This window comes from Fredinandcohnia quinoae, from assembly GCF_022427965.1.
Taxonomy (GTDB): domain Bacteria; phylum Bacillota; class Bacilli; order Bacillales; family Bacillaceae_L; genus Ferdinandcohnia; species Ferdinandcohnia quinoae.
Window position 1 is genome coordinate 23,506 of the sequence record NZ_JAKTTI010000018.1, and the last position, 23,065, is coordinate 46,570.

The 23,065-nt window shown below is 38.5% G+C and carries 27 protein-coding genes and 1 other annotated feature; all 27 genes read right to left on the bottom strand.

Annotated elements, in window-relative coordinates; genetic code table 11:
• Window positions 1-12: 12 nt before the first annotated feature.
• The 27 genes from rplE to nusG all read right to left on the bottom strand — a co-directional run bounded on the left by rplE (window position 13) and on the right by nusG (window position 23,034).
• On the bottom strand, window positions 13-552 hold the full coding sequence (gene rplE, locus MJG50_RS12090; RefSeq protein WP_240255995.1) for a 50S ribosomal protein L5: 540 nt from the start codon (window positions 550-552) through the stop codon (window positions 13-15).
• A 23-nt stretch (window positions 553-575) separates the two neighbouring features.
• Window positions 576-887, bottom strand: coding sequence for a 50S ribosomal protein L24 (rplX, locus tag MJG50_RS12095; protein WP_240255996.1), 312 nt, complete (start codon window positions 885-887; stop codon window positions 576-578).
• Window positions 888-924: 37 nt separating this feature from the next.
• Window positions 925-1,293, bottom strand: a complete 369-nt coding sequence (rplN, locus tag MJG50_RS12100; protein ID WP_240255997.1) for a 50S ribosomal protein L14 — start codon at window positions 1,291-1,293, stop codon at window positions 925-927.
• A gap of 47 nt (window positions 1,294-1,340) precedes the next feature.
• A complete protein-coding gene (gene rpsQ / locus MJG50_RS12105) occupies window positions 1,341-1,604 on the bottom strand; it encodes a 30S ribosomal protein S17 (RefSeq protein WP_240255998.1) in 264 nt (87 codons plus the stop codon).
• A 28-nt stretch (window positions 1,605-1,632) separates the two neighbouring features.
• Window positions 1,633-1,830 (bottom strand): 50S ribosomal protein L29, encoded by a 198-nt coding sequence (gene rpmC / locus MJG50_RS12110; protein WP_010285065.1) that lies wholly within the window; start codon window positions 1,828-1,830, stop codon window positions 1,633-1,635.
• Window positions 1,820-2,254, bottom strand: a complete 435-nt coding sequence (gene rplP / locus MJG50_RS12115; protein WP_240255999.1) for a 50S ribosomal protein L16 — start codon at window positions 2,252-2,254, stop codon at window positions 1,820-1,822. The genes rpmC and rplP overlap by 11 nt, the downstream gene beginning before the upstream one ends.
• Window position 2,255: 1 nt before the next feature.
• On the bottom strand, window positions 2,256-2,912 hold the full coding sequence (gene rpsC, locus MJG50_RS12120) for a 30S ribosomal protein S3 (protein ID WP_240256000.1): 657 nt from the start codon (window positions 2,910-2,912) through the stop codon (window positions 2,256-2,258).
• Between the two features lie 3 nt (window positions 2,913-2,915).
• On the bottom strand, window positions 2,916-3,257 hold the full coding sequence (gene rplV / locus MJG50_RS12125; RefSeq protein WP_229141896.1) for a 50S ribosomal protein L22: 342 nt from the start codon (window positions 3,255-3,257) through the stop codon (window positions 2,916-2,918).
• 17 nt (window positions 3,258-3,274) lie between these two features.
• The gene (gene rpsS / locus MJG50_RS12130; protein WP_240256001.1) at window positions 3,275-3,553 is read right to left on the bottom strand and encodes a 30S ribosomal protein S19; all 279 of its coding nucleotides are present in this window, start codon (window positions 3,551-3,553) and stop codon (window positions 3,275-3,277) included.
• 57 nt (window positions 3,554-3,610) lie between these two features.
• Complete coding sequence (gene rplB, locus MJG50_RS12135; RefSeq protein WP_240256002.1) at window positions 3,611-4,441, bottom strand: 50S ribosomal protein L2; 831 nt, start codon at window positions 4,439-4,441, stop codon at window positions 3,611-3,613.
• A 27-nt stretch (window positions 4,442-4,468) separates the two neighbouring features.
• A complete protein-coding gene (rplW, locus tag MJG50_RS12140) occupies window positions 4,469-4,756 on the bottom strand; it encodes a 50S ribosomal protein L23 (RefSeq protein WP_240256003.1) in 288 nt (95 codons plus the stop codon).
• Window positions 4,756-5,379 carry a 50S ribosomal protein L4 gene (gene rplD / locus MJG50_RS12145; protein ID WP_240256004.1) on the bottom strand — a complete coding sequence of 208 codons (624 nt, stop codon included), beginning with the start codon at window positions 5,377-5,379 and terminating at the stop codon, window positions 4,756-4,758. The genes rplW and rplD overlap by 1 nt, the downstream gene beginning before the upstream one ends.
• A gap of 26 nt (window positions 5,380-5,405) precedes the next feature.
• Complete coding sequence (gene rplC / locus MJG50_RS12150) at window positions 5,406-6,035, bottom strand: 50S ribosomal protein L3 (RefSeq protein WP_240256005.1); 630 nt, start codon at window positions 6,033-6,035, stop codon at window positions 5,406-5,408.
• Between the two features lie 42 nt (window positions 6,036-6,077).
• Window positions 6,078-6,386 carry a 30S ribosomal protein S10 gene (rpsJ, locus tag MJG50_RS12155; protein ID WP_003348621.1) on the bottom strand — a complete coding sequence of 103 codons (309 nt, stop codon included), beginning with the start codon at window positions 6,384-6,386 and terminating at the stop codon, window positions 6,078-6,080.
• Between the two features lie 330 nt (window positions 6,387-6,716).
• Window positions 6,717-7,907 carry an elongation factor Tu gene (gene tuf, locus MJG50_RS12160; protein ID WP_240256006.1) on the bottom strand — a complete coding sequence of 397 codons (1,191 nt, stop codon included), beginning with the start codon at window positions 7,905-7,907 and terminating at the stop codon, window positions 6,717-6,719.
• 131 nt (window positions 7,908-8,038) lie between these two features.
• Window positions 8,039-10,117 carry an elongation factor G gene (gene fusA, locus MJG50_RS12165; protein ID WP_240256007.1) on the bottom strand — a complete coding sequence of 693 codons (2,079 nt, stop codon included), beginning with the start codon at window positions 10,115-10,117 and terminating at the stop codon, window positions 8,039-8,041.
• Window positions 10,118-10,209: 92 nt separating this feature from the next.
• A complete protein-coding gene (gene rpsG / locus MJG50_RS12170) occupies window positions 10,210-10,680 on the bottom strand; it encodes a 30S ribosomal protein S7 (RefSeq protein ID WP_240256008.1) in 471 nt (156 codons plus the stop codon).
• A gap of 39 nt (window positions 10,681-10,719) precedes the next feature.
• A complete protein-coding gene (gene rpsL, locus MJG50_RS12175) occupies window positions 10,720-11,142 on the bottom strand; it encodes a 30S ribosomal protein S12 (RefSeq protein ID WP_240256009.1) in 423 nt (140 codons plus the stop codon).
• A 102-nt stretch (window positions 11,143-11,244) separates the two neighbouring features.
• Window positions 11,245-11,493 carry a 50S ribosomal protein L7ae-like protein gene (locus MJG50_RS12180; RefSeq protein ID WP_240256010.1) on the bottom strand — a complete coding sequence of 83 codons (249 nt, stop codon included), beginning with the start codon at window positions 11,491-11,493 and terminating at the stop codon, window positions 11,245-11,247.
• Window positions 11,494-11,628: 135 nt separating this feature from the next.
• The gene (rpoC, locus tag MJG50_RS12185) at window positions 11,629-15,225 is read right to left on the bottom strand and encodes a DNA-directed RNA polymerase subunit beta' (RefSeq protein ID WP_240256011.1); all 3,597 of its coding nucleotides are present in this window, start codon (window positions 15,223-15,225) and stop codon (window positions 11,629-11,631) included.
• A 90-nt stretch (window positions 15,226-15,315) separates the two neighbouring features.
• Window positions 15,316-18,885 carry a DNA-directed RNA polymerase subunit beta gene (gene rpoB, locus MJG50_RS12190; protein ID WP_240256012.1) on the bottom strand — a complete coding sequence of 1,190 codons (3,570 nt, stop codon included), beginning with the start codon at window positions 18,883-18,885 and terminating at the stop codon, window positions 15,316-15,318.
• A 287-nt stretch (window positions 18,886-19,172) separates the two neighbouring features.
• Entirely contained in the window at window positions 19,173-19,778 is a 606-nt protein-coding gene (locus tag MJG50_RS12195) for a class I SAM-dependent methyltransferase (protein ID WP_240256013.1), read from the bottom strand.
• A 105-nt stretch (window positions 19,779-19,883) separates the two neighbouring features.
• On the bottom strand, window positions 19,884-20,246 hold the full coding sequence (gene rplL / locus MJG50_RS12200) for a 50S ribosomal protein L7/L12 (protein ID WP_240256014.1): 363 nt from the start codon (window positions 20,244-20,246) through the stop codon (window positions 19,884-19,886).
• Between the two features lie 66 nt (window positions 20,247-20,312).
• Complete coding sequence (gene rplJ / locus MJG50_RS12205) at window positions 20,313-20,813, bottom strand: 50S ribosomal protein L10 (RefSeq protein ID WP_240256015.1); 501 nt, start codon at window positions 20,811-20,813, stop codon at window positions 20,313-20,315.
• A 43-nt stretch (window positions 20,814-20,856) separates the two neighbouring features.
• Window positions 20,857-21,006 (bottom strand) — a sequence feature (ribosomal protein L10 leader region).
• A 61-nt stretch (window positions 21,007-21,067) separates the two neighbouring features.
• Entirely contained in the window at window positions 21,068-21,757 is a 690-nt protein-coding gene (gene rplA, locus MJG50_RS12210; RefSeq protein ID WP_240256016.1) for a 50S ribosomal protein L1, read from the bottom strand.
• 123 nt (window positions 21,758-21,880) lie between these two features.
• Window positions 21,881-22,306: a 50S ribosomal protein L11 gene (gene rplK, locus MJG50_RS12215; RefSeq protein ID WP_240256017.1), complete on the bottom strand. Its 426-nt coding sequence runs from the start codon at window positions 22,304-22,306 to the stop codon at window positions 21,881-21,883.
• A 194-nt stretch (window positions 22,307-22,500) separates the two neighbouring features.
• Complete coding sequence (nusG, locus tag MJG50_RS12220; RefSeq protein WP_240256018.1) at window positions 22,501-23,034, bottom strand: transcription termination/antitermination protein NusG; 534 nt, start codon at window positions 23,032-23,034, stop codon at window positions 22,501-22,503.
• Window positions 23,035-23,065 lie beyond the last annotated feature (31 nt).

The window sequence follows — 23,065 nt, forward strand, 5'->3', positions numbered from 1 at the left end:
ATTTCGCCTCCTTTACTTTTGGAACGGCATTCCGAATCCTGTTAATAACTCACGAGCTTCTTCGTCAGTATTCGCAGTTGTTACGATTACGATATCCATACCACGTACTTTGCTTACTTTATCATAATCAATTTCAGGGAATATCAATTGTTCTTTTACACCAAGTGTATAGTTACCGCGACCATCGAATGATTTCTTAGAAATTCCACGGAAGTCACGTACACGTGGTAGTGATACTGAAATTAGTTTGTCTAAGAATTGGTACATACGCTCACCACGTAATGTAACTTTTGCACCGATTGGCATACCTTCACGTAGACGGAAACCAGCGATTGACTTCTTAGCTTTTGTTACAACAGGCTTTTGACCAGTGATTGCTGCTAATTCTTCAACAGCATTATCTAATGCTTTAGAGTTTTGAACTGCATCACCAACACCCATGTTAATTACGATCTTTTCTAATTTTGGAACCTGCATGACAGACGTATAATTAAACTTGCTCATTAGAGCAGGTGTAATGTCTTTTTGGAATTTTTCTTTTAGGCGGCTCATGTAAGTACCTCCTTTCTTCTATACTATTTATCTAAAGTTTCACCAGATTTTTTTGCAACACGTACCTTTTTGCCATTAACTTCTTTGTAACCAACACGAGTTGGTGTACCAGATTTTGGATCTAATGGCATAACATTTGATACATGAATAGGTGCCTCTTGGCTGATAATTCCACCTTGTGGATTAGCTTGAGACGGCTTTGAATGTTTTTTTACAATATTTACGCCTTCAACTAGTACACGGTCTTTCTTTGGATATGCTTCAAGGATTACACCTTGTTTACCTTTATCTTTTCCAGAAAGAACTTGAACTTTGTCACCTTTTTTTACATGCATCTATTTCGCACCTCCTTAAAGGCCAATCAATTTCGTTTTATAATACTTCTGGAGCTAATGAAACAATTTTCATAAAGTTGCTATCGCGAAGTTCACGTGCAACAGGTCCGAAGATACGAGTTCCACGTGGACTCTTATCATCACGGATAATAACGCAAGCATTTTCATCAAAACGGATATAAGTACCGTCTTTACGACGAACGCCACTTTTCGTACGTACGATTACGGCTTTTACTACATCACCTTTTTTAACAACGCCACCTGGTGTTGCTTGTTTTACTGTACAAACGATTACATCACCAATATTTGCTGTTTTGCGACCAGATCCACCTAATACTTTAATAGTAAGTACTTCACGAGCACCTGAATTGTCAGCAACCTTCAAACGAGTTTCTTGTTGAATCATTCATGAAACCTCCCTTCGGATTTTTGATTGATCCGAACAAATTAAAATTAGATAATTACTGCTTTTTCTACCACTTCAACTAAACGGAAGCGTTTTGTAGCGGATAATGGGCGAGTCTCCATAACTTTAACGATGTCGCCAATTTTAGCTTCATTGTTTTCGTCATGTGCCTTAAATTTTTTAGAGTACTTTACGCGTTTACCGTAAAGAGAATGTTTCTTATAGGTTTCTACAAGAACAGTGATCGTTTTATCCATTTTGTCGGATACAACACGTCCAGTATAGACTTTTCGTTGATTGCGTTCACTCACTTTAGTAGACCTCCTCTCTGGTTATCGATTATTTACGACCGATCTCTCTTTCACGGACTACTGTTTTCATACGAGCGATCGATTTACGAACTTCACGAATACGTGCTGTATTCTCAAGTTGTCCAGTAGCTAATTGAAAGCGAAGATTAAATAATTCTTCTTTAAGTGATTTTACTTTTTGTTCAATTTCAGCAGTGGTTAGGTCACGAATTTCATTAGCTTTCATTTGATTCACCACCAATTTCTTCACGTTTTACAAACTTAGTCTTGATTGGTAGCTTATGTGATGCTAAACGTAACGCTTCACGAGCAACCTCTTCAGATACACCAGCAATCTCAAATAATACCTTGCCTGGTTTTACAACTGCTACCCAACCTTCAGGAGCACCTTTACCAGATCCCATACGTACTTCTAGAGGTTTTGCTGTATATGGTTTAGATGGGAAAATTTTAATCCAAACTTTACCGCCACGTTTCATATAACGAGTCATTGCAATACGAGCAGCCTCAATTTGACGGTTAGTAATCCAAGATGCTTCAGTAGCTTGAATACCATACTCACCAAAGTGTACTTCAGTACCACCTTTTGCTTGACCACGCATTTTTCCACGGTGTTCTCTGCGGTATTTAACGCGTTTTGGTAACAACATATTATTTTCCTCCTTCCTCAGTTTTCTTCTTCGTAGGAAGGACTTCTCCACGATAGATCCATACTTTCACGCCAATTTTTCCGTAAGTTGTATCAGCTTCAGCAGTACCATAATCGATATCTGCACGAAGTGTATGAAGTGGAACTGTTCCTTCACTATAATGTTCTGCACGAGCGATATCTGCTCCACCAAGACGACCAGAAGTCATTGTCTTAATACCTAGAGCACCAGCACGCATTGAACGTTGAATAGCTTGTTTTTGTGCACGACGGAAAGATACACGGTTTTCTAATTGACGAGCGATATTTTCTGCTACTAGAGTTGCATCAACATCTGCTCTTTTGATTTCAAGGATATTAATGTGAACGCGTTTGCCTGTTAATTGGTTAAGTGCTTTACGAAGTGCTTCAACTTCAGTTCCACCTTTACCAATAACCATTCCTGGTTTAGCAGTATGAACAGTTACGTTAACACGGTTAGCAGCACGTTCAATTTCAATTTTAGATACTGAAGCATCTTTTAAGCGTTTTGCGATATACTCACGTACTTTGATGTCTTCATGTAATAAATCAGCATAATCTTTGCCTGCGTACCATTTTGATTCCCAATCACGGATAATACCGACACGCATTCCGATTGGATTAACTTTTTGACCCACTACTTATCCCTCCTTTTTCTCTGATACCACGATCGTAATGTGGCTAGTGCGTTTGTTGATTTGACTTGCACGTCCCATTGCTCTAGGACGGAATCTTTTTAATGTTGGACCTTCATTTACATACGCTTCAGTAATTACTAAATTGTTTGCGTCCATTTCGTAGTTATGTTCTGCATTTGCAATTGCAGAGTTTAGAACTTTTTCTACAATTGGAGAAGCAGCTTTTGGTGTATGACGTAGGATTGCAACTGCTTCACCTACTTGCTTACCTCGAATCAAATCAGCGACTAGTCGAACTTTACGAGGAGCAATACGAACTGTTCTCGCGACAGCTTTAGCTTGCATAGATAATCCTCCTCTCATTAACGTCTTGTTTTCTTATCGTCATTTGCATGGCCTTTATAAGTACGAGTTGGTGCGAATTCACCAAGCTTGTGACCAACCATATCTTCAGTTACATAGACCGGCACGTGTTTGCGACCATCATATACAGCGATTGTGTGACCAATAAATTGAGGGAAAATTGTTGAACGACGAGACCAAGTTTTAATAACTTGCTTTTTCTCAGAATCATTCATCTTTTCTACCTTAACCATCAAGTGATCATCAACAAAAGGTCCCTTTTTTAAGCTACGACCCATGAGTGAACCTCCCTTCGTGATTGACCTACGGTTCCGATGAACCGTAGCACAATCCCGTTATTTTTTACGACTACGTACGATAAATTTATCAGACTTATTCGTTTTCTTACGAGTTTTGAATCCAAGAGTTGGTTTACCCCATGGAGTCATTGGTGATTTACGTCCGATTGGAGATTTACCTTCACCACCACCGTGTGGGTGATCGTTAGGGTTCATTACAGATCCACGAACTGTTGGGCGCTTGCCTAACCAACGTGAACGACCTGCTTTACCAATGTTCACTAGTTCGTGTTGTTCATTACCTACTTGACCGATTGTTGCACGGCAAGTTGCAAGAATCATACGAACCTCACCAGAGTTAAGACGTACTAATACGTACTTACCTTCTTTACCAAGAACTTGTGCAGAAGTACCAGCAGAACGTACTAATTGACCGCCTTTACCAGGTTTTAATTCAATATTGTGGATTACTGTACCCACTGGAATATTTACTAATGGAAGTGCATTTCCTACTTTAATATCAGCTTCAGGTCCTGATACTACCTCCATACCAACTTTTAAGTTTTTAGGAGCTAGGATGTAGCGCTTTTCTCCATCAACATAGTTTATTAAAGCAATATTTGCTGAACGGTTTGGATCATATTCAATCGTAGCAACGCGTCCTGGTATACCATCTTTTTCACGTTTGAAATCGATGATACGGTATTGACGCTTGTGACCGCCACCTTGATGACGTACTGTTAATTTACCTTGGTTGTTACGACCACCTTTTCTGTGTAAAGGCGCTAGTAACGACTTTTCCGGTTTGTCAGTAGTTATGTCAGCAAAATCTAATGATGTCATATTACGACGACCGTTTGAGGTTGGTTTATAATGTTTAATCGCCATCTCTATTTCCCTCCTTCTCTTTTAGACTTATACTTCAAAGAATTCAATTTCTTTGCTATCAGCTGTTAATTTTACAATCGCTTTTCTGCGTTTGTTTGTGTATCCGCTGTGACGACCTACACGTTTGAATTTGCCTTTGTAATTCATGACGTTAACTTTTTCAACTTTAACTCCGAAAATTTGCTCAATCGCATCTTTTACTTCAGTCTTGTTTGATTTAACATCAACATCAAATGTATATTTTTTCTCAGCCATTAGATCTGATGAACGTTCAGTAATTACGGGGCGCTTAATAATATCACGAGGATCTTTCATTATGCGAGCACCTCCTCTACTTTTTCCACCGCAGCTTTAGTAATCACAAGCTTATCGTGGTTAAGAACATCAAGAACATTTACTCCATTTGCCGCAACAACAGTTACTCCAGGAATATTACGTGCTGAAAGTGCAATTGCTTCGTTGTTATCAGCTGTTACAATCAATGCTTTGCGGTCTACGTTTAAACCTTTTAAGACTGCAACCATTTCTTTTGTTTTTGGAGTGTCTAATACTAGATTATCTAATACTAAAATATTGTCCTCTAACACTTTACTTGATAATGCTGATTTGATTGCTAAACGGCGTACTTTTTTAGGTAATTTAAAGCTATAGCTTCTTGGTGTAGGACCAAATACTGTCCCACCGCCACGCCATTGTGGTGAACGGATTGACCCTTGACGAGCACGACCAGTTCCTTTTTGACGCCAAGGTTTGCGTCCTCCGCCAGCTACTTCTGAGCGAATTTTTGTTTTATGAGTACCTTGACGCATTGATGCTCTTTGCATAATGACAGCGTCAAATAGTACTTTGTTATTTGGTTCAATCCCGAATACAGAATCGTTTAATTCGATTTCTCCAACTGATGAACCAGTTTGGTTATACAATGATACTTTTGGCATAGGAATTTTCCTCCTTTCTTAGTAAATTACTTTGCTTTTACAGCAGATTTAATAGTAATTACTGATTTTCTTGCGCCTGGTACATTACCTTTTACTAAAAGAAGATTACGTTCTGTATCTACTTTAACAATTTCTAAGTTTTGAACAGTAACACGTTCTCCACCCATACGTCCAGGTAGTAGTTTGTTTTTGAATACACGGTTTGGTGCTACAGGTCCCATTGAACCAGGACGACGGTGGTAGCGTGAACCATGAGACATAGGTCCGCGGGATTGTCCGTGGCGTTTAATCGCACCTTGGAATCCTTTACCTTTTGATTTTCCTGTTACATCAACAATATCTCCTTCAGCGAAGATATCAACTTTGACTTCTTGACCAACTTCAAACTGCTCTAAACTTACTCCACGTAATTCACGTACGAAGCGCTTAGTTCCAGTATTAGCTTTTGCCACATGGCCTTTTTCAGGTTTGTTTGAAAGCTTTTCTCTTTTATCATCAAAACCGATTTGAATCGCTTCATAACCATCAGTTTCAACAGATTTCTTTTGAAGTACTACGTTTGGAGTAGCTTCGATAACTGTTACCGGTACAAGTTCACCATTTCCTACGAATACTTGAGTCATACCGATTTTTCTACCTAAGATTCCCTTGGTCATTAGTCACACCTCCTATAATATTTGCATTTATTTCATATTGAATTAAAGTTTAATTTCAATGTCAACACCAGACGGTAAATCTAAACGCATTAATGAATCAACAGTTTGTGGTGTTGGGTTAATGATGTCGATTAAGCGTTTGTGTGTACGCATTTCAAATTGCTCACGAGAATCTTTATACTTGTGCACAGCACGAAGAATCGTATATACAGACTTCTCAGTTGGAAGTGGGATCGGACCAGATACAGCTGCTCCAGAACGTTTTGCTGTTTCAACGATTTTCTCTGCAGATTGATCAAGGATTCTGTGATCATATGCTTTTAAACGAATACGAATTTTTTGTTTTGCCATTATTTTCCCTCCTTTATCGCCTATTTTTGAAATAGACATTCTCCGTGGAAATTTCCTTACACTCGCCATGGCAAAGCGGCCGGGTGTATCAGCAACCTTCCACATCATCGCAGTCAAAGACCAACATTGTCTATTATATAAAAAACAAACATGAAATGCAAGAGTAAACTTTATATCTGCCTGTTTTTTAACACTTTTTTTATTATACATACCTCTACGTATCTTTTCAACAGCGTTAAGAAGAAAATTACCCGTTATTTATTGGAAAAGAATATTTTTAGGCAAAATAAAACAGGTGAGAGTCTCACCTGTCTTTTATCATTCATTTAATTATTCTTGGATTGTAGCAACGATACCAGCGCCTACTGTACGTCCACCTTCACGAATAGAGAACTTAGTTCCTTCTTCGATCGCAACTGGAGCAATTAGCTCAACAGTCATTTCGATGTTATCACCAGGCATTACCATTTCAACACCTTCTGGAAGTTGGCAAATTCCAGTTACGTCAGTTGTACGGAAGTAGAACTGAGGACGGTAGTTAGAGAAGAATGGAGTGTGACGTCCACCCTCTTCTTTTGATAATACATAAACTTCTGCTTTGAATTTAGTGTGTGGCTTGATTGTGCCTGGTTTAGCAAGTACTTGACCACGTTGGATGTCTTCACGAGCAACACCACGAAGTAGTGCACCGATGTTGTCACCAGCTTCAGCAAAGTCAAGAAGCTTACGGAACATTTCAACACCTGTTACAGTAGTTGATTTTGGCTCTTCAGTTAAACCGATGATTTCTACAACTTCACCAACTTTAACTTGTCCGCGCTCTACACGACCTGTAGCAACAGTTCCACGACCAGTGATTGAGAATACGTCCTCAACTGGCATCATGAATGGCTTTTCAGTATCACGTTGTGGATTTGGAATGTACTCATCAACAGCAGCCATTAATTCAAGTACTTTTTCTTCCCATTCTGTTTCACCTTCAAGAGCTTTAAGAGCAGAACCTTTGATAACAGGAATGTCGTCACCAGGGAATTCATATTCAGAAAGAAGGTCACGAATTTCCATTTCTACTAGTTCTAATAATTCTTCGTCATCTACCATGTCACATTTGTTCATGAATACAACAAGGTAAGGTACACCTACTTGACGAGATAGAAGGATGTGCTCACGAGTTTGTGGCATTGGACCATCAGCTGCAGAAACAACTAGGATTCCTCCGTCCATTTGTGCAGCACCAGTGATCATGTTTTTAACATAGTCAGCGTGTCCTGGGCAGTCAACGTGTGCATAGTGACGTGCATCAGTTTCATACTCAACGTGTGCAGTAGAGATTGTGATTCCACGTTCTCTTTCTTCTGGAGCACCATCGATTTGGTCGTAAGCCATAGCTACACCTTTACCAGATCTTTTTGCTAATACGTTAGTGATTGCAGCAGTTAAAGTAGTTTTACCGTGGTCAACGTGACCAATTGTACCGATATTTGCATGTGGTTTCGAACGGTCAAATTTCTCTTTTCCCATTTGAAAAGCCTCCTTAAGTATTTTTGTTTTTAATGGTAAGTATGAAATGCTATGAAAGTGAGAATCTTCATATAAGCTTCACTTTCATAGCTTACATAAGTAGTTATACTTTAAGTAAAGATGAAAATCAATTATTCACCTTTATTTTTTTTGATAATTTCTTCAGAAATTGATTTTGGTACTTCTTCATAGTGGTCAAAATGCATTGTGAATACTCCGCGACCTTGTGTGTTAGAACGTAAAGAAGTAGCATATCCGAACATTTCAGATAGTGGAACCATTGCACGAACAACTTGTGCATTACCACGTGCTTCCATACCTTCTACACGTCCACGACGTGAAGTGATACCACCCATGATATCTCCCATGTATTCTTCAGGGATAACAACTTCAACCTTCATAACAGGTTCTAAGATAACAGGGCTACATTTTGAAGCTGCATTTTTAAGTGCCATTGACGCAGCAATTTTAAACGCCATTTCACTTGAGTCTACATCATGGTATGAACCATCATATAGTCTAGCTTTAATATCAACTAATGGATAACCAGCTAGTACCCCTCTATCAAGAGCGTCTTCAAGTCCAGCTTGTACTGCAGGAATGTATTCACGAGGAACAACCCCACCTACGATGCCGTTTTCAAATTCAAATCCTTTACCTTCTTCATTTGGAGCGAACTCGATCCACACGTGACCGTATTGTCCACGTCCACCAGATTGACGAGCAAATTTACCCTCAACTTGAGCAGATGAACGGAATGTTTCACGGTAAGCAACTTGTGGAGCACCAACATTAGCTTCAACTTTGAATTCACGCTTCATACGATCAACAAGGATATCTAAGTGAAGTTCACCCATACCCGCAATAATCGTTTGACCCGTTTCTTGGTCAGTATGTGCTCTAAATGTTGGATCCTCTTCTTGAAGCTTTTGTAAAGCAGTTGACATTTTGTCTTGGTCTGCTTTTGATTTTGGTTCAACAGAAAGTTGAATAACTGGTTCTGGGAATGTCATTGACTCAAGAATTACTAATTCTTTTTCATCACATAACGTATCACCAGTAGTTGTATCTTTTAATCCTACAGCAGCAGCAATATCACCTGCATGAACTACAGAGATTTCTTGACGGCTGTTTGCGTGCATTTGTAGAATACGACCAACACGTTCACGCTTACCTTTTGTAGAGTTTTGTACATATGATCCTGAGTTTAATGTACCAGAGTACACACGGAAGAATGTTAACTTACCTACATAAGGGTCTGTCATAACTTTGAATGCAAGAGCTGAGAATGGCTCATTGTCATCAGAATGACGCTCAACTTCTTCTTCAGATTCAGGTAGATGACCTTTAATAGAAGGAACATCTGTTGGAGCTGGAAGATAGTCGATTACAGCATCTAGCATTTTTTGAACACCTTTGTTCTTAAATGCTGTTCCACACATTACAGGATAGAATTCAACATTAATTGTACCTTTACGAATAGCAGCTTTTAGCTCTTCTTTAGAGATTTCTTCTCCACCAAGGTATTTTTCCATTAATTCTTCATCTAATTCTGCAACAGCTTCTAATAACTTCTCACGGTATTCATTTGCTTGATCTACATATTCTTCAGGAATTTCTCCTTCTTGAATATCTGTACCAAGGTCATTACCATAAAAAGTAGCAGTCATTTCAACAAGGTCAATAATTCCACTGAATTGATCTTCCGCACCAATTGGCAATTGGATTGGATGAGCATTCGCTTGTAAACGGTCATGAATTGTACCAACTGAATATAGGAAGTCCGCACCTATCTTATCCATTTTATTAACGAATACGACACGTGGTACTCCATAAGTTGTTGCTTGTCTCCAAACAGTTTCAGTTTGTGGTTCAACCCCAGACTGTGCATCAAGAACCGTTACTGCACCATCTAATACACGAAGAGAACGCTCAACCTCAACAGTGAAGTCTACGTGTCCTGGTGTATCGATAATGTTAACGCGGTTACCCTTCCATTGAGCAGTTGTTGCTGCAGATGTAATTGTAATTCCACGCTCTTGTTCTTGTTCCATCCAGTCCATTTGAGATGCACCTTCATGAGTTTCACCGATTTTATGAATTTTACCAGTGTAATAAAGGATACGCTCAGTTGTTGTGGTTTTACCAGCATCGATATGCGCCATGATACCGATGTTACGAGTGTTTTCTAAGGAGAACTCTCTTGACATTGGGTCTTTCTCCTTCCTTTGTTAAGTATGGTTTTTATTAGGAAGCTCTGCTAAAATCGTTTCCTAATTTAACAGAGCATGTAGTGTGAATCTTACCAACGATAGTGAGCAAACGCTTTGTTTGCTTCTGCCATTTTGTGAGTGTCTTCACGCTTTTTAACAGATGCACCACTATTATTAGCAGCATCTAAAATTTCATTAGCTAAACGCTCTTCCATCGTTTTTTCTCCACGAAGACGTGCGTAATTAACTAACCAACGAAGACCAAGAGTTGTACGACGGTCTGGGCGTACTTCTACAGGAACTTGGTAGTTCGCACCCCCAACACGACGTGCTCTTACTTCAAGTACCGGCATAATATTTTTGATTGCTTGCTCGAATACTTCCATAGCATTTTTACCTGAACGTTCTTGAACTAGTTCAAATGCGTTATATAAAATTGCTTGTGATTTACCTCTTTTACCATCAACCATCATTTTGTTGATCAAACGAGTTACAAGCTTTGAATTATAAATTGGATCTGGTAATACATCTCTTTTTGAAACAGGTCCTTTACGAGGCATTATATTTCCTCCTTTCAGTAATAATAAATATCATTTCTCTTATTTCTTCGGTGCTTTAGGTCTCTTAGTACCGTATTTAGAACGACCTTGCATACGATTGTTAACACCCGCAGTATCTAATGCACCACGAACGATGTGATAACGTACCCCTGGTAAGTCCTTAACACGTCCTCCGCGAATTAGTACAACACTGTGCTCTTGTAAGTTGTGTCCAATTCCTGGAATGTAAGCAGTAACCTCGATTCCGTTAGTTAAACGTACACGGGCATACTTACGAAGTGCTGAGTTTGGCTTCTTCGGTGTCATTGTACCAACACGAGTACATACCCCACGTTTTTGTGGTGATGTAATGTTAGTTTGTGATTTTTTGAAGCTGTTATAACCTTTATTTAATGCTGGAGAGTCAGATTTTTGAACTTTTGATTCACGACCCTTACGTATTAATTGGTTAATTGTAGGCATTGTTTGTTTCCTCCCTTCAGAATTGTTCCTAGACCACATAGCCAGGTGGTTCATTTTTTTACAAAAAACAAAGTTTTTGTAGATCTTCCACAAAAACAGTTTTTAATTAATAATTGCAACAGCAGAAGCTCCAACCTCTATTCCACAAGCTTTTCCGAGCTTTTTCATAGAATCTACTTTTGTTACAGGTACTTGTCTTTCCTCGGCAGCGTGTAATATTTTATTAATCACACGTTGATCTGCATCTTCTGCCACAACAACTTCCTGTACATGCATAGTTTGAATTGCTTTTACTGCCTGCTTTGTACCAACGATTAACTTCGTTGCCTGTAATACTTTTTCATAAGACATCATAAATATCCTCCAAAGTATCAGGTTTAAGGAGCACCTTTGATATATTAACATCCTAAGAGAAGGATGTCAACTACATGTGAAATATTTTATTTCAACTTGTAGGTAACATCCATTCTTAGAACTATCATTTCATTAATCTACTACTACAGCAGATTCTTCTTGCTGTTGTATTACCGGTTCCGCTCTGCGGTAACGATTCATTCCAGTACCTGCAGGAACGAGCTTACCAATAATTACATTCTCTTTTAAACCTAACAGCTCATCACGTTTACCTTTTATTGCTGCGTCTGTCAAGACACGTGTTGTTTCTTGGAATGATGCAGCAGAAAGGAATGAGTCTGTTTCAAGAGACGCCTTCGTAATACCTAAAAGTACTGGTCTACCTGTTGCAGGTGCTTTACCTTCAAGCAACACTTTAGCGTTAGCGTCAGTGAATTGGTGAACATCAAGTAATGATCCTGGTAATACATCTGTATCTCCAGCATCTGTTACACGGACTTTACGAAGCATCTGTCTTACCATTACTTCAACGTGCTTATCACCAATTTCTACCCCTTGCATACGGTATACTTTTTGTACTTCTTTTAATAGATATTCCTGTACTGATTTAATATCTTTTACTTTTAATAATTCTTTTGGATCGATTGAACCTTCTGTTAGTTCTTGACCATGTTCAACCTGCTGCCCCTCTGCCACTTTAAGTCTTGCAGAATAAGGAGCGGTATATGAACGACTTTCAACATCGCCTTGGATGACGATTTCTTGTTGTCGATCCTTAATTTCATTAATCGAGGTTACAACACCCGCGATTTCTGAAATAACTGCTTGACCTTTCGGATTTCTCGCTTCAAATAATTCCTGAATACGAGGTAAACCTTGTGTAATGTCGTCTCCTGCTACCCCACCAGTATGGAATGTACGCATCGTTAACTGTGTTCCTGGTTCACCAATTGATTGTGCTGCAATAATACCTACTGCCTCACCAACCTCAACTTCAGAACCTGTTGCTAGATTACGACCATAACACTTTTTACAAACCCCATGACGAGTATTACATGTGAATGCAGAACGAATTGTAACTTGTTCGATACCTGCTTCTACAATTTCTCTAGCAATATCCTCAGTAATTAATTCGTTTTCTTCAACAAAAACAGCCTTTGTCTCAGGGTGAACTATTTTCTTTCTTGCATAACGTCCGATTAAACGTTCCTCAAGTGGCTCAATTATTTCGGTTCCCTCTCTTAGCGATTCTACAACTAATCCACGGTCTGTTCCACAGTCATCCTCACGTACAATAACGTCTTGAGCAACATCAACAAGTCGTCTTGTTAAATAACCAGAGTCAGCCGTTTTAAGCGCAGTATCAGCAAGACCTTTACGAGCACCGTGAGTAGAGATAAAGTACTCTAAAACTGTTAATCCTTCTCGGAAACTCGACTTGATTGGGAGTTCGATAATTCGTCCAGCCGGGTTGGCCATCAATCCACGCATACCAGCAAGTTGCGTGAAGTTTGATGCGTTACCACGGGCACCTGAGTCACTCATCATGAATATTGGGTTGCTTTTATCTAAGGATTCCATTAGTTTTCCTTGAATAGTATCTTTTGCAGCACTCCAAATTGAAATAACACGATCATAACGCTCATCTTCAGTTATTAATCCACGTCTAAATTGTTTTAAAACATTGTCTACCTTCAATTGAGCTTGCGTTAGGATTTCCTCTTTTTCAGCTAATACAACAATGTCAGCTACACCTACAGTAATACCTGCTTTTGTTGAATATTTGAATCCAAGATCCTTCATTCGATCAAGCATTTTTGAGGTTTCAGTAATTTTAAATCGTTTAAATACTTCAGCAATGACATTACCAAGTATTTTCTTTTTAAACGGATCAATTATATCTTGGCTTTGAATTAGTTCCTTTATATTTGCACCTTTTTGAATAAAATATTTCTCAGGTGTTTTTTCTTGAAGGTTTGTCTTCGTTGGTTCATTAATATATGGGAATGTTTTTGGTAAAATCTCATTGAATATTAATTTCCCAACAGTTGTCATAAGTAGCATATTGTTTTGTTCTTCTGTGAATGTCTCATTCTTAAGAGAAGCTGCATTAACCGCTACCCTTGTATGAAGATGTACATACCCATTTTGATATGCTAACAACGCTTCGTTTGTATCATTGAATACCATTCCCTCACCAACAGCACCAGCACGTTCTAAAGTTAAGTAGTAGTTACCTAACACCATATCCTGTGAAGGTGTAACAACTGGTTTCCCATCTTTCGGGTTAAGGATATTTTGGGCAGCAAGCATTAGAATACGTGCTTCAGCTTGAGCCTCAGCAGATAATGGTACGTGAACAGCCATTTGGTCACCGTCAAAGTCTGCATTATATGCAGTACATACTAATGGGTGCAGACGAATCGCACGTCCTTCAACTAATGTTGGTTCGAATGCTTGAATTCCTAATCTATGCAATGTAGGTGCACGGTTCAACAGTACAGGATGCTCTTTAATAACTGATTCTAGTACATCCCAAACTTCTGGGTTAACACGTTCAATCTTACGTTTTGCACTCTTAATATTATGAGCAAGTCCCTTTTCAACAAGTTCCTTCATGACAAATGGCTTAAATAATTCTAATGCCATTTCTTTCGGTAAACCACATTGATACATTTTAAGGTTTGGTCCTACAACAATTACAGAACGACCTGAATAGTCAACACGTTTACCAAGAAGGTTTTGACGGAATCGTCCTTGCTTCCCTTTTAGCATATGTGATAATGATTTTAACGGTCGGTTTCCTGGACCTGTTACTGGTCTTCCACGACGGCCGTTATCAATAAGAGCGTCTACTGCTTCTTGAAGCATACGCTTTTCATTTTGAACAATAATGCTTGGAGCGCCTAAATCCAATAGTCGTTTCAAACGATTATTACGATTGATTACACGTCTATACAAATCATTTAAGTCAGAAGTCGCAAAACGTCCACCATCAAGTTGAACCATTGGTCTTAATTCTGGTGGAATAACAGGTAATACATCAAGAATCATCCATGACGGTTCATTACCGGAATTACGGAAGGCCTCTAGAACTTCTAAACGCTTAATCGCCCTTGTTCTTCTTTGGCCTTGAGACGTCTTTAATTCCTCTTTTAAACCCTCAACTTCTTTTTCAAGATCAATATCGAATAAAAGCTTTTTAATAGCTTCTGCACCCATTGATGCCTGGAATGTATTTCCGTACTTTTCACGATATGCCCTGTACTCTTTTTCAGATAATAATTGCTTTTTATCTAATGGGGTATCGCCAGATTCTGTAACAACATAAGAAGCAAAGTAAATCACTTCTTCTAGTGCCCGCGGGGACATGTCTAAGACAAGTCCCATACGGCTAGGGATTCCTTTGAAATACCAAATATGAGATACAGGTGCAGCTAATTCAATATGTCCCATACGTTCGCGACGGACTTTTGCACGAGTTACTTCAACCCCACAACGGTCACATACGACACCTTTGTATCGAACACGCTTATATTTTCCACAATGACACTCCCAGTCCTTTTGTGGTCCGAAAATTCGTTCACAAAACAAACCGTCCTTTTCAGGCTTCAATGTCCGATAGTTGATTGTTTCTGGTTTTTTCACTTCACCAAATGACCAAGATCTGATTTTATCTGGTGATGCGAGTCCTATGCTCATATACTCAAAATTGTTAACATCTAGCAAGGGGCCTACCTCCCTTTTGATCTACAGGATTACCCTAATTGACCTATTTGCTAAAAAAATTGCCTTTATTCAGCAGGATGCTGAATAATGTTATTCTTTGGCAACTGCGTCTCTTTCTATCTCAGCCTCAACCGGTTGATCAGAATCAAGAGAGATGCCCTCTGATTGATTATTTTCTTCTTCATCTTCTAAATCGCGCATTTCGATTTCTTTTTCATCACCAGATAGAATTTTAACATCCATTCCAAGTGATTGAAGTTCTTTTATTAATACTTTGAATGATTCTGGAACACCAGGTTCAGGTACATTTTCACCTTTTACAATGGCTTCATACGTTTTAACCCGTCCAACAACATCATCAGATTTAACTGTTAAGATTTCTTGTAGCGTGTATGCAGCACCGTATGCTTCAAGTGCCCATACCTCCATCTCACCAAAACGTTGTCCACCAAATTGGGCTTTACCACCAAGTGGTTGTTGCGTAACAAGTGAGTATGGTCCTGTTGAACGAGCATGAAGCTTATCGTCAACCATGTGTGCTAATTTAATCATGTACATGACACCAACTGACACACGATTATCGAACGGCTCACCCGTTCTACCATCGTATAAAACAGTTTTAGCATCACGTGACATACCAGCCTCTTCAAGAGTATCCCAAACATCTTCCTCGGTAGCTCCATCAAATACAGGAGAGGCAACATGAATACCTAATTGTCTTGCAGCCATTCCAAGATGAAGTTCAAGCACCTGACCGATATTCATACGTGACGGTACACCTAGTGGGTTTAACATGATATCGATTGGCGTTCCATCTGGTAAATATGGCATATCCTCTTCAGGTAAAATCCTTGAGATTACCCCTTTATTACCGTGACGTCCAGCCATTTTATCCCCTTGATGTATTTTACGTTTTTGAACGATATATACACGAACAAGTTGATTAACTCCTGGTGGAAGCTCATCTCCATCTTCACGGTTAAATACCTTCACATCAAGAATAATTCCTTCTCCTCCATGAGGTACACGAAGAGAAGTATCACGAACTTCACGTGCTTTTTCACCAAAAATTGCATGTAGAAGACGTTCTTCAGCTGTAAGTTCAGTAACCCCTTTTGGTGTTACTTTACCAACTAGCAAATCACCATCTTTTACTTCAGCACCTACGCGAATAATTCCTCGTTCATCAAGATTACGTAATGCATCTTCACCAACGTTTGGAATATCACGAGTGATTTCTTCAGGTCCAAGCTTTGTATCACGAGATTCTGATTCATATTCTTCGATATGAATTGATGTATACACATCATCCTTAACAAGTCTTTCGCTCATGATGATGGCATCTTCATAGTTGTATCCATCCCATGTCATGAAACCTACAAGAACATTACGTCCTAGAGCTAATTCACCTTTTTCCATGGATGGACCGTCTGCAAGGATTTCACCTTTTACAACATTATCGCCAACTGATACAATTGGGCGTTGATTATAACAGGTTCCTTGGTTTGAACGAATAAATTTAAGCATGCGGTACTTATCAAGGTCACCCTTAACCATTTGACCGTCTACCTCTTGATAGCGACGAACCCATACTTGTTTTGCTTCAACATGCTCAACAATTCCTGGGTGTTTACAAATGACAGCTGCACCCGAATCTTTACCTGACACATATTCCATACCAGTACCTACTAGAGGAGCCTCCGGTTGCATAAGTGGAACAGCTTGACGTTGCATGTTCGCTCCCATTAGTGCACGGTTGGAGTCATCGTTTTCTAAGAATGGAATACACGCAGTTGCTGCTGATACTACTTGCTTAGGGGATACATCCATGTAGTCCATGCGATCACGGTGCATTGCTGTATTTTCACCACGGAAACGACAAACAACATCTTCATCTAAGAATGATCCGTCCTCATCAAGACGAGAGTTCGCTTGAGCTACTACATAGTTATCTTCCTCATCAGCAGTTAGATAATCAATTCGTTCTGTTATCTTCCCTGTCTCAGGGTCAACTCTTCTATATGGTGTTTCGATAAAACCAAAGCGATTCACTTTTGCATATGATGAAAGTGAGTTGATTAATCCAATATTCGGACCCTCTGGAGTCTCAATTGGACACATACGACCATAGTGTGAATAGTGAACGTCTCGCACTTCCATACCTGCACGTTCACGGGTTAAACCACCAGGTCCTAATGCTGATAATCTTCTCTTATGTGTTAGTTCTGCTAATGGATTCGTTTGATCCATGAATTGCGATAATTGCGAGCTACCAAAGAATTCTTTAATAGACGCGATAACTGGGCGAATATTAATTAATTGTTGTGGAGTAATTGTGTTCGTATCTTGAATTGACATTCTTTCACGAACAACACGTTCCATCCGAGATAACCCAATACGGAATTGATTTTGTAAAAGCTCCCCAACTGAACGCAGACGACGATTTCCTAAATGGTCAATATCATCTGTATCTCCAACTTGATGTAATAAATTGAAGAAATAGTTAATAGACGCTAGAATATCTGCTTGCGTAATATTTTTAACACCTTCCTCAATATAGGCATTGCCTATAACCGGAATTACATGCTCTCCATCTGGATCATTAGGTGCATAAATATTAATAGACTGAAGGACTACTTCTTCGTCAACTACTCCGCCTACAGTGTTAATCTTTTTAAAACCGATTCCATTCTCAAGATGCGGCAAAATACGGTCCAATATCTTTCTTTCAAGAATTGTACCTTTTTCCGCAATAATTTCACCAGTTTCAGGATCAACAAGCGTCTCAGCCAAACGTTGGTTGAATAGACGATTTTTAATATGAAGCTTTTTATTAATTTTATAACGACCTACACTTGCCAAATCATAACGCTTTGGATCAAAAAAGCGTGACTCTAATAAGCTTTTAGCATTATCTACTGTTGGTGGTTCACCAGGACGTAGACGTTCATAAATTTCAAGCAACGCTTTTTCTGTACTTTCTGTGTTGTCTTTTTCAAGTGTGTTTTGTAAATATTCATTCTCACCAAATAAATCGATGATTTCTTGATCAGAGCCAAACCCAAGCGCGCGCAAAAGAACCGTTACTGGCAATTTACGAGTACGATCTATACGCACATACACAACATCTTTTGCATCTGTTTCGTACTCTAACCATGCACCACGGTTTGGTATTACCGTTGCAGTAAAGCCTCGTTTACCATTTTTGTCGACTTTACCACTGAAATAAACACTTGGTGAACGAACCAATTGAGAAACAATAACACGTTCAGCACCATTGATAACGAACGTACCTGTTTCCGTCATGAGTGGAAAATCACCCATAAAAACATCTTGGTCTTTTACTTCACCAGTTTCTTTATTAATTAGACGCACCTTTACACGAAGTGGCGCTGAATAGGTAACATCTCGCTCTTTCGATTCCTCAACTGAATATTTAGGTTCTCCTAAACTATAGTCAATGAATTCAAGCGAAAGGTTACCAGTAAAATCTTCAATTGGAGAAATATCTTGGAACATTTCTCTCAGACCCTCATCAAGAAACCACTGATAAGAAGAGGTTTGAATCTCAATAAGATTTGGTAATTCTAATACTTCACTAATACGAGCATAAGTTCTCCGCTTTCGGTGTCGTCCATACTGAACTAGTTGACCTATCAACTCATTCACCCCTCATATCAAGCGTTATTAATCTTGCTATTTTTATTAATGCTGCCTATATTAATAGACAAAAAAAGAAAAAGGGTTTCTACTAGGAAAACCACAATTTCAAAACGAACTATTGATTTTATTAGCTTTTCCATACATACTATATTTATACATATATTTAATTTTTTAGATATACATGGAAAAATTACATATCGGCATTATATAATGCTATCACACGAAAAATTGCGAGTCAACAATTTTTTATTATTCCTTAAAAAAAGCGAAATTCATTCTACACCTCAACCAAGCCGCTTTGCTTTTATGATCAAATACCCCTTTTTTCGAGCAACAACTTCTACTTCTTCAAAAACTGTTTCTAGTTTTTCGATCGCTGACGGTGCACCTTGTTTTTTTTGAATGACAACCCAAAGCTCCCCACCGACGACTAACCGTCCATAGCTTTCTTCAAGTATTTGATGTACGACTTTTTTGCCAGCACGAATTGGGGGATTTGTTAAAATAGCCGCAAATGCATTTGTACTAATATTTGAAAAAACATCACTTTTATAAATAGAGATGTTTTCTATTCTATTAATGTCAGCATTTTTTTTGGAAAGTTCAAGTGCTCGTTCGTTTACATCCACCATTTCAATTAATCGCTCATTAAATGATCTTGCCATCGAAAGACCAATCGGACCATATCCACACCCAAGATCAAGTAATCTACCATCAATATCTGGAAGAACAAAGTCCTCAATGAGTAATCTTGATCCAAAATCTACTTCTTTTTTCGAGAAGACACCATTATCACTCGTAAATGTGAACAATTCTCCTCTCAATGAAAAAGACCAGTTTTTTTGGTTACTTTCAGCAGATGGCTTACTCGTATAATAATGATCGCCCATGTATGTACCTCCTAACCTGGAAGTATTATGTTTCAACTCACGCGATTTAGTAAGGTTTAAAAAAAGCTCGCTTTAGTAGCGAGCTTTTTTCTAAGTTAATAATTATTACTTAACTTCTACGCCAGCTCCAACTTCTTCAAGCTTAGCTTTGATTTCTTCAGCTTCTTCTTTAGAAACGCCATCTTTAAGAGTTTTTGGAGCGTTGTCAACTACTTCTTTAGCTTCTTTTAAGCCAAGACCAGTAAGTTCACGTACTACTTTAATAACTTTGATTTTTTGAGCTCCAGCATTTGCAAGAACTACTTCAAATTCAGTTTGTTCAGCAGCAGCTTCACCAGCGCCACCAGCAGCTACAGCTACAGGAGCAGCAGCAGTTACGCCAAATTCTTCTTCAATAGCTTTTACTAGATCGTTAAGTTCTAAAACAGTCATATTTTTAACTGCTTCAATGATTTGTTCTTTAGTCATTTGAAAATCCTCCTTAAAATGTTGTTTTATCCGATTAGGAATATAATTTTGTTTAATTTAATTCTATTAAGCGCCTTGTTCTTCCTTTTGATCTGCAACTGCTTTAGTAGCAAGTGCAAGGTTGCGAATTGGAGCTTGAAGAACGCTAAGCAACATAGAAAGTAATCCTTCGCGTGATGGAAGTTCAGCAAGAGCTTTCACTTCTTCAACAGTTGCAACATTACCTTCGATTACACCAGCTTTAATTTCTAACGCATTATGCTTTTTAGCAAAATCGTTAAGAATTTTCGCAGGAGCTACTACATCTTCATTACTGAATGCAATTGCATTTGGACCAGTTAGTGATTCGTTAAGACCCGCTAACTCAACTAATTCAGCTGCACGACGTGTCATAGAGTTTTTATACACTTTGAAGTCTATGCCAGCATCACGAAGTTGTTTACGAAGTTCAGTTACTTCCCCAACATTTAAACCGCGGTAATCTACAACAATTGTTGATTTACTTTCACGGAGTTTGTCTGCAATTTCAGTTACAATAAGTTTCTTTTGTTCTACTGCACTACTCATTCTTACACCTCCTGTAGATTTGATCACTTGAAACCGTTCGGTGTTAAGATTTAAAAAACCTCTATGCCGAGTAGACATAGAGGTAGTATTTATCAGTTAAGATTGCACATTTTACAATGAGCTACTACACCTCGGTAGGAAATTAAGCTAATTTGTTAGCCCCTACTGTCTACGGTACAAATGTATTAAGTTTTAACAACAAAATTTATTATAGTAAAAACTTTATTAAAAGTCAATAACCATTATTTTGCAGATTAGAATGTTGAAGCGTCTACTTTAACACCAGGACCCATTGTTGAAGATACAGCTACGTTCTTCATATAAGTACCTTTTGCAGCAGATGGTTTAACTTTTAGCATTGTTTCATAGATTGTAGTAAGGTTTTCAATTAATTTTTGATCATCAAATGAAACTTTTCCGATTGGAACATGAATGTTAGCAGATTTGTCAACACGGTATTCAACTTTACCAGCTTTGATTTCATTTACTGCTTTCGTTACATCAAAAGTAACTGTTCCAGTTTTAGGGTTTGGCATTAAGCCTTTTGGTCCTAATACACGACCAAGCTTACCAACTTCACCCATCATATCAGGAGTAGCAACGATTACATCGAAATCAAACCAACCTTTTGAGATTTTATCAATAAAGTCTGTATCGCCAACGAAATCAGCTCCAGCAGCTTCTGCTTCTTTTGCCTTTTCACCTTTTGCGAATACTAATACACGTTGTGTTTTACCTGTACCATGTGGTAGTACTACTGCACCACGAATTTGTTGATCTGCTTTCTTCGGATCTACACCTAAACGGAATGCTACTTCAACAGAAGCATCAAATTTAGTTGTATTTGTTTTCTTTACAAGTTCAATTGCCTCTGCAACTGAATATGCTTTTGTACGGTCTACTAATTTAGCAGCTTCAACGTACTTTTTACCTCTTTTTGCCATTAGAATTTCCTCCTCAATTGTGGTTTTAACGGAATAACCTGGATAACCTCCCACGAATAAAGGTTGCGAATAGAAAAATACTAATCCATCCGCAACCCCCAAACACATGTAACAAATACGGAATTAGTCTTCGATAACAATTCCCATGCTACGTGCAGTACCTTCAACCATACGCATTGCAGATTCAACTGAAGCCGCATTTAAATCTGGCATTTTAGTTTCTGCAATCTCGCGTACTTTATCACGCTTAACTGTTGCAACTTTATTACGATTTGGTTCACCAGAACCTGACTCAATACCAGCTGCTTTCTTAAGTAGAACTGCAGCAGGAGGAGTTTTTGTAATAAATGTGAATGAACGATCTTCAAACACTGTGATTACAACAGGAATAATTAAACCAGCTTGATCTGCTGTACGAGCATTAAATTCTTTACAGAATCCCATAATGTTAACACCTGCTTGACCTAGTGCTGGTCCAACTGGCGGCGCTGGATTTGCTTTACCAGCAGGAATTTGTAATTTTACTTCTTTAATTACTTTTTTAGCCACGAGACACACCTCCTTAAAGTCCGTGATGTGGTAATAGGGGTATACCCTCCCACTCATCATCATTCTTTATATATCAATAAAGAACATTAGCATAGCTAGTCTCTTTATCTTGAGACATACTGACCTTGACAATATTACCACTTTTCAATATCAATATCAAGTTTTTTCAAAACTTTTTTGTTTTACAACAGCACCTAGATTTTTTCAATCTGTGTAAAGTCTAATTCTACTGGGGTTTCACGTCCGAACATGTTAACATGAACTTTAACCTTGCGCTTATCAAGATCTAGATCCTCAATTGCACCTGTAAAGTTAGCAAATGGACCTTCTTTAACTTTTACCATTTCTTTAAGTTCGAAATCAATTTCAACCTGCTTTTCATCCATACCCATTCTTTTTAGAATGAAGTTTACTTCCTCTGGTAAAAGCGGTGTAGGTTTTGAACCAGATCCAGCAGAGCCTACAAACCCTGTTACACCAGGAGTATTTCGTACAACATACCACGAATCATCTGTCATGATAATTTCTACTAATACATAACCCGGAAATACTTTACGCTTTATAACCTTTTGTTTACCATTTTTAATTTCAGTTTCTTCATCTTCAGGTACAACAACGCGAAAAATCTTGTCCTGCATCGCCATTGATTCTACCCGTTTTTCCAAGTTAGCTTTTACTTTATTTTCATACCCTGAATACGTATGAACAACATACCAGTTCTTTTCCATTTTGATTAGGACTTTTTCGTCCTTCCCTCCC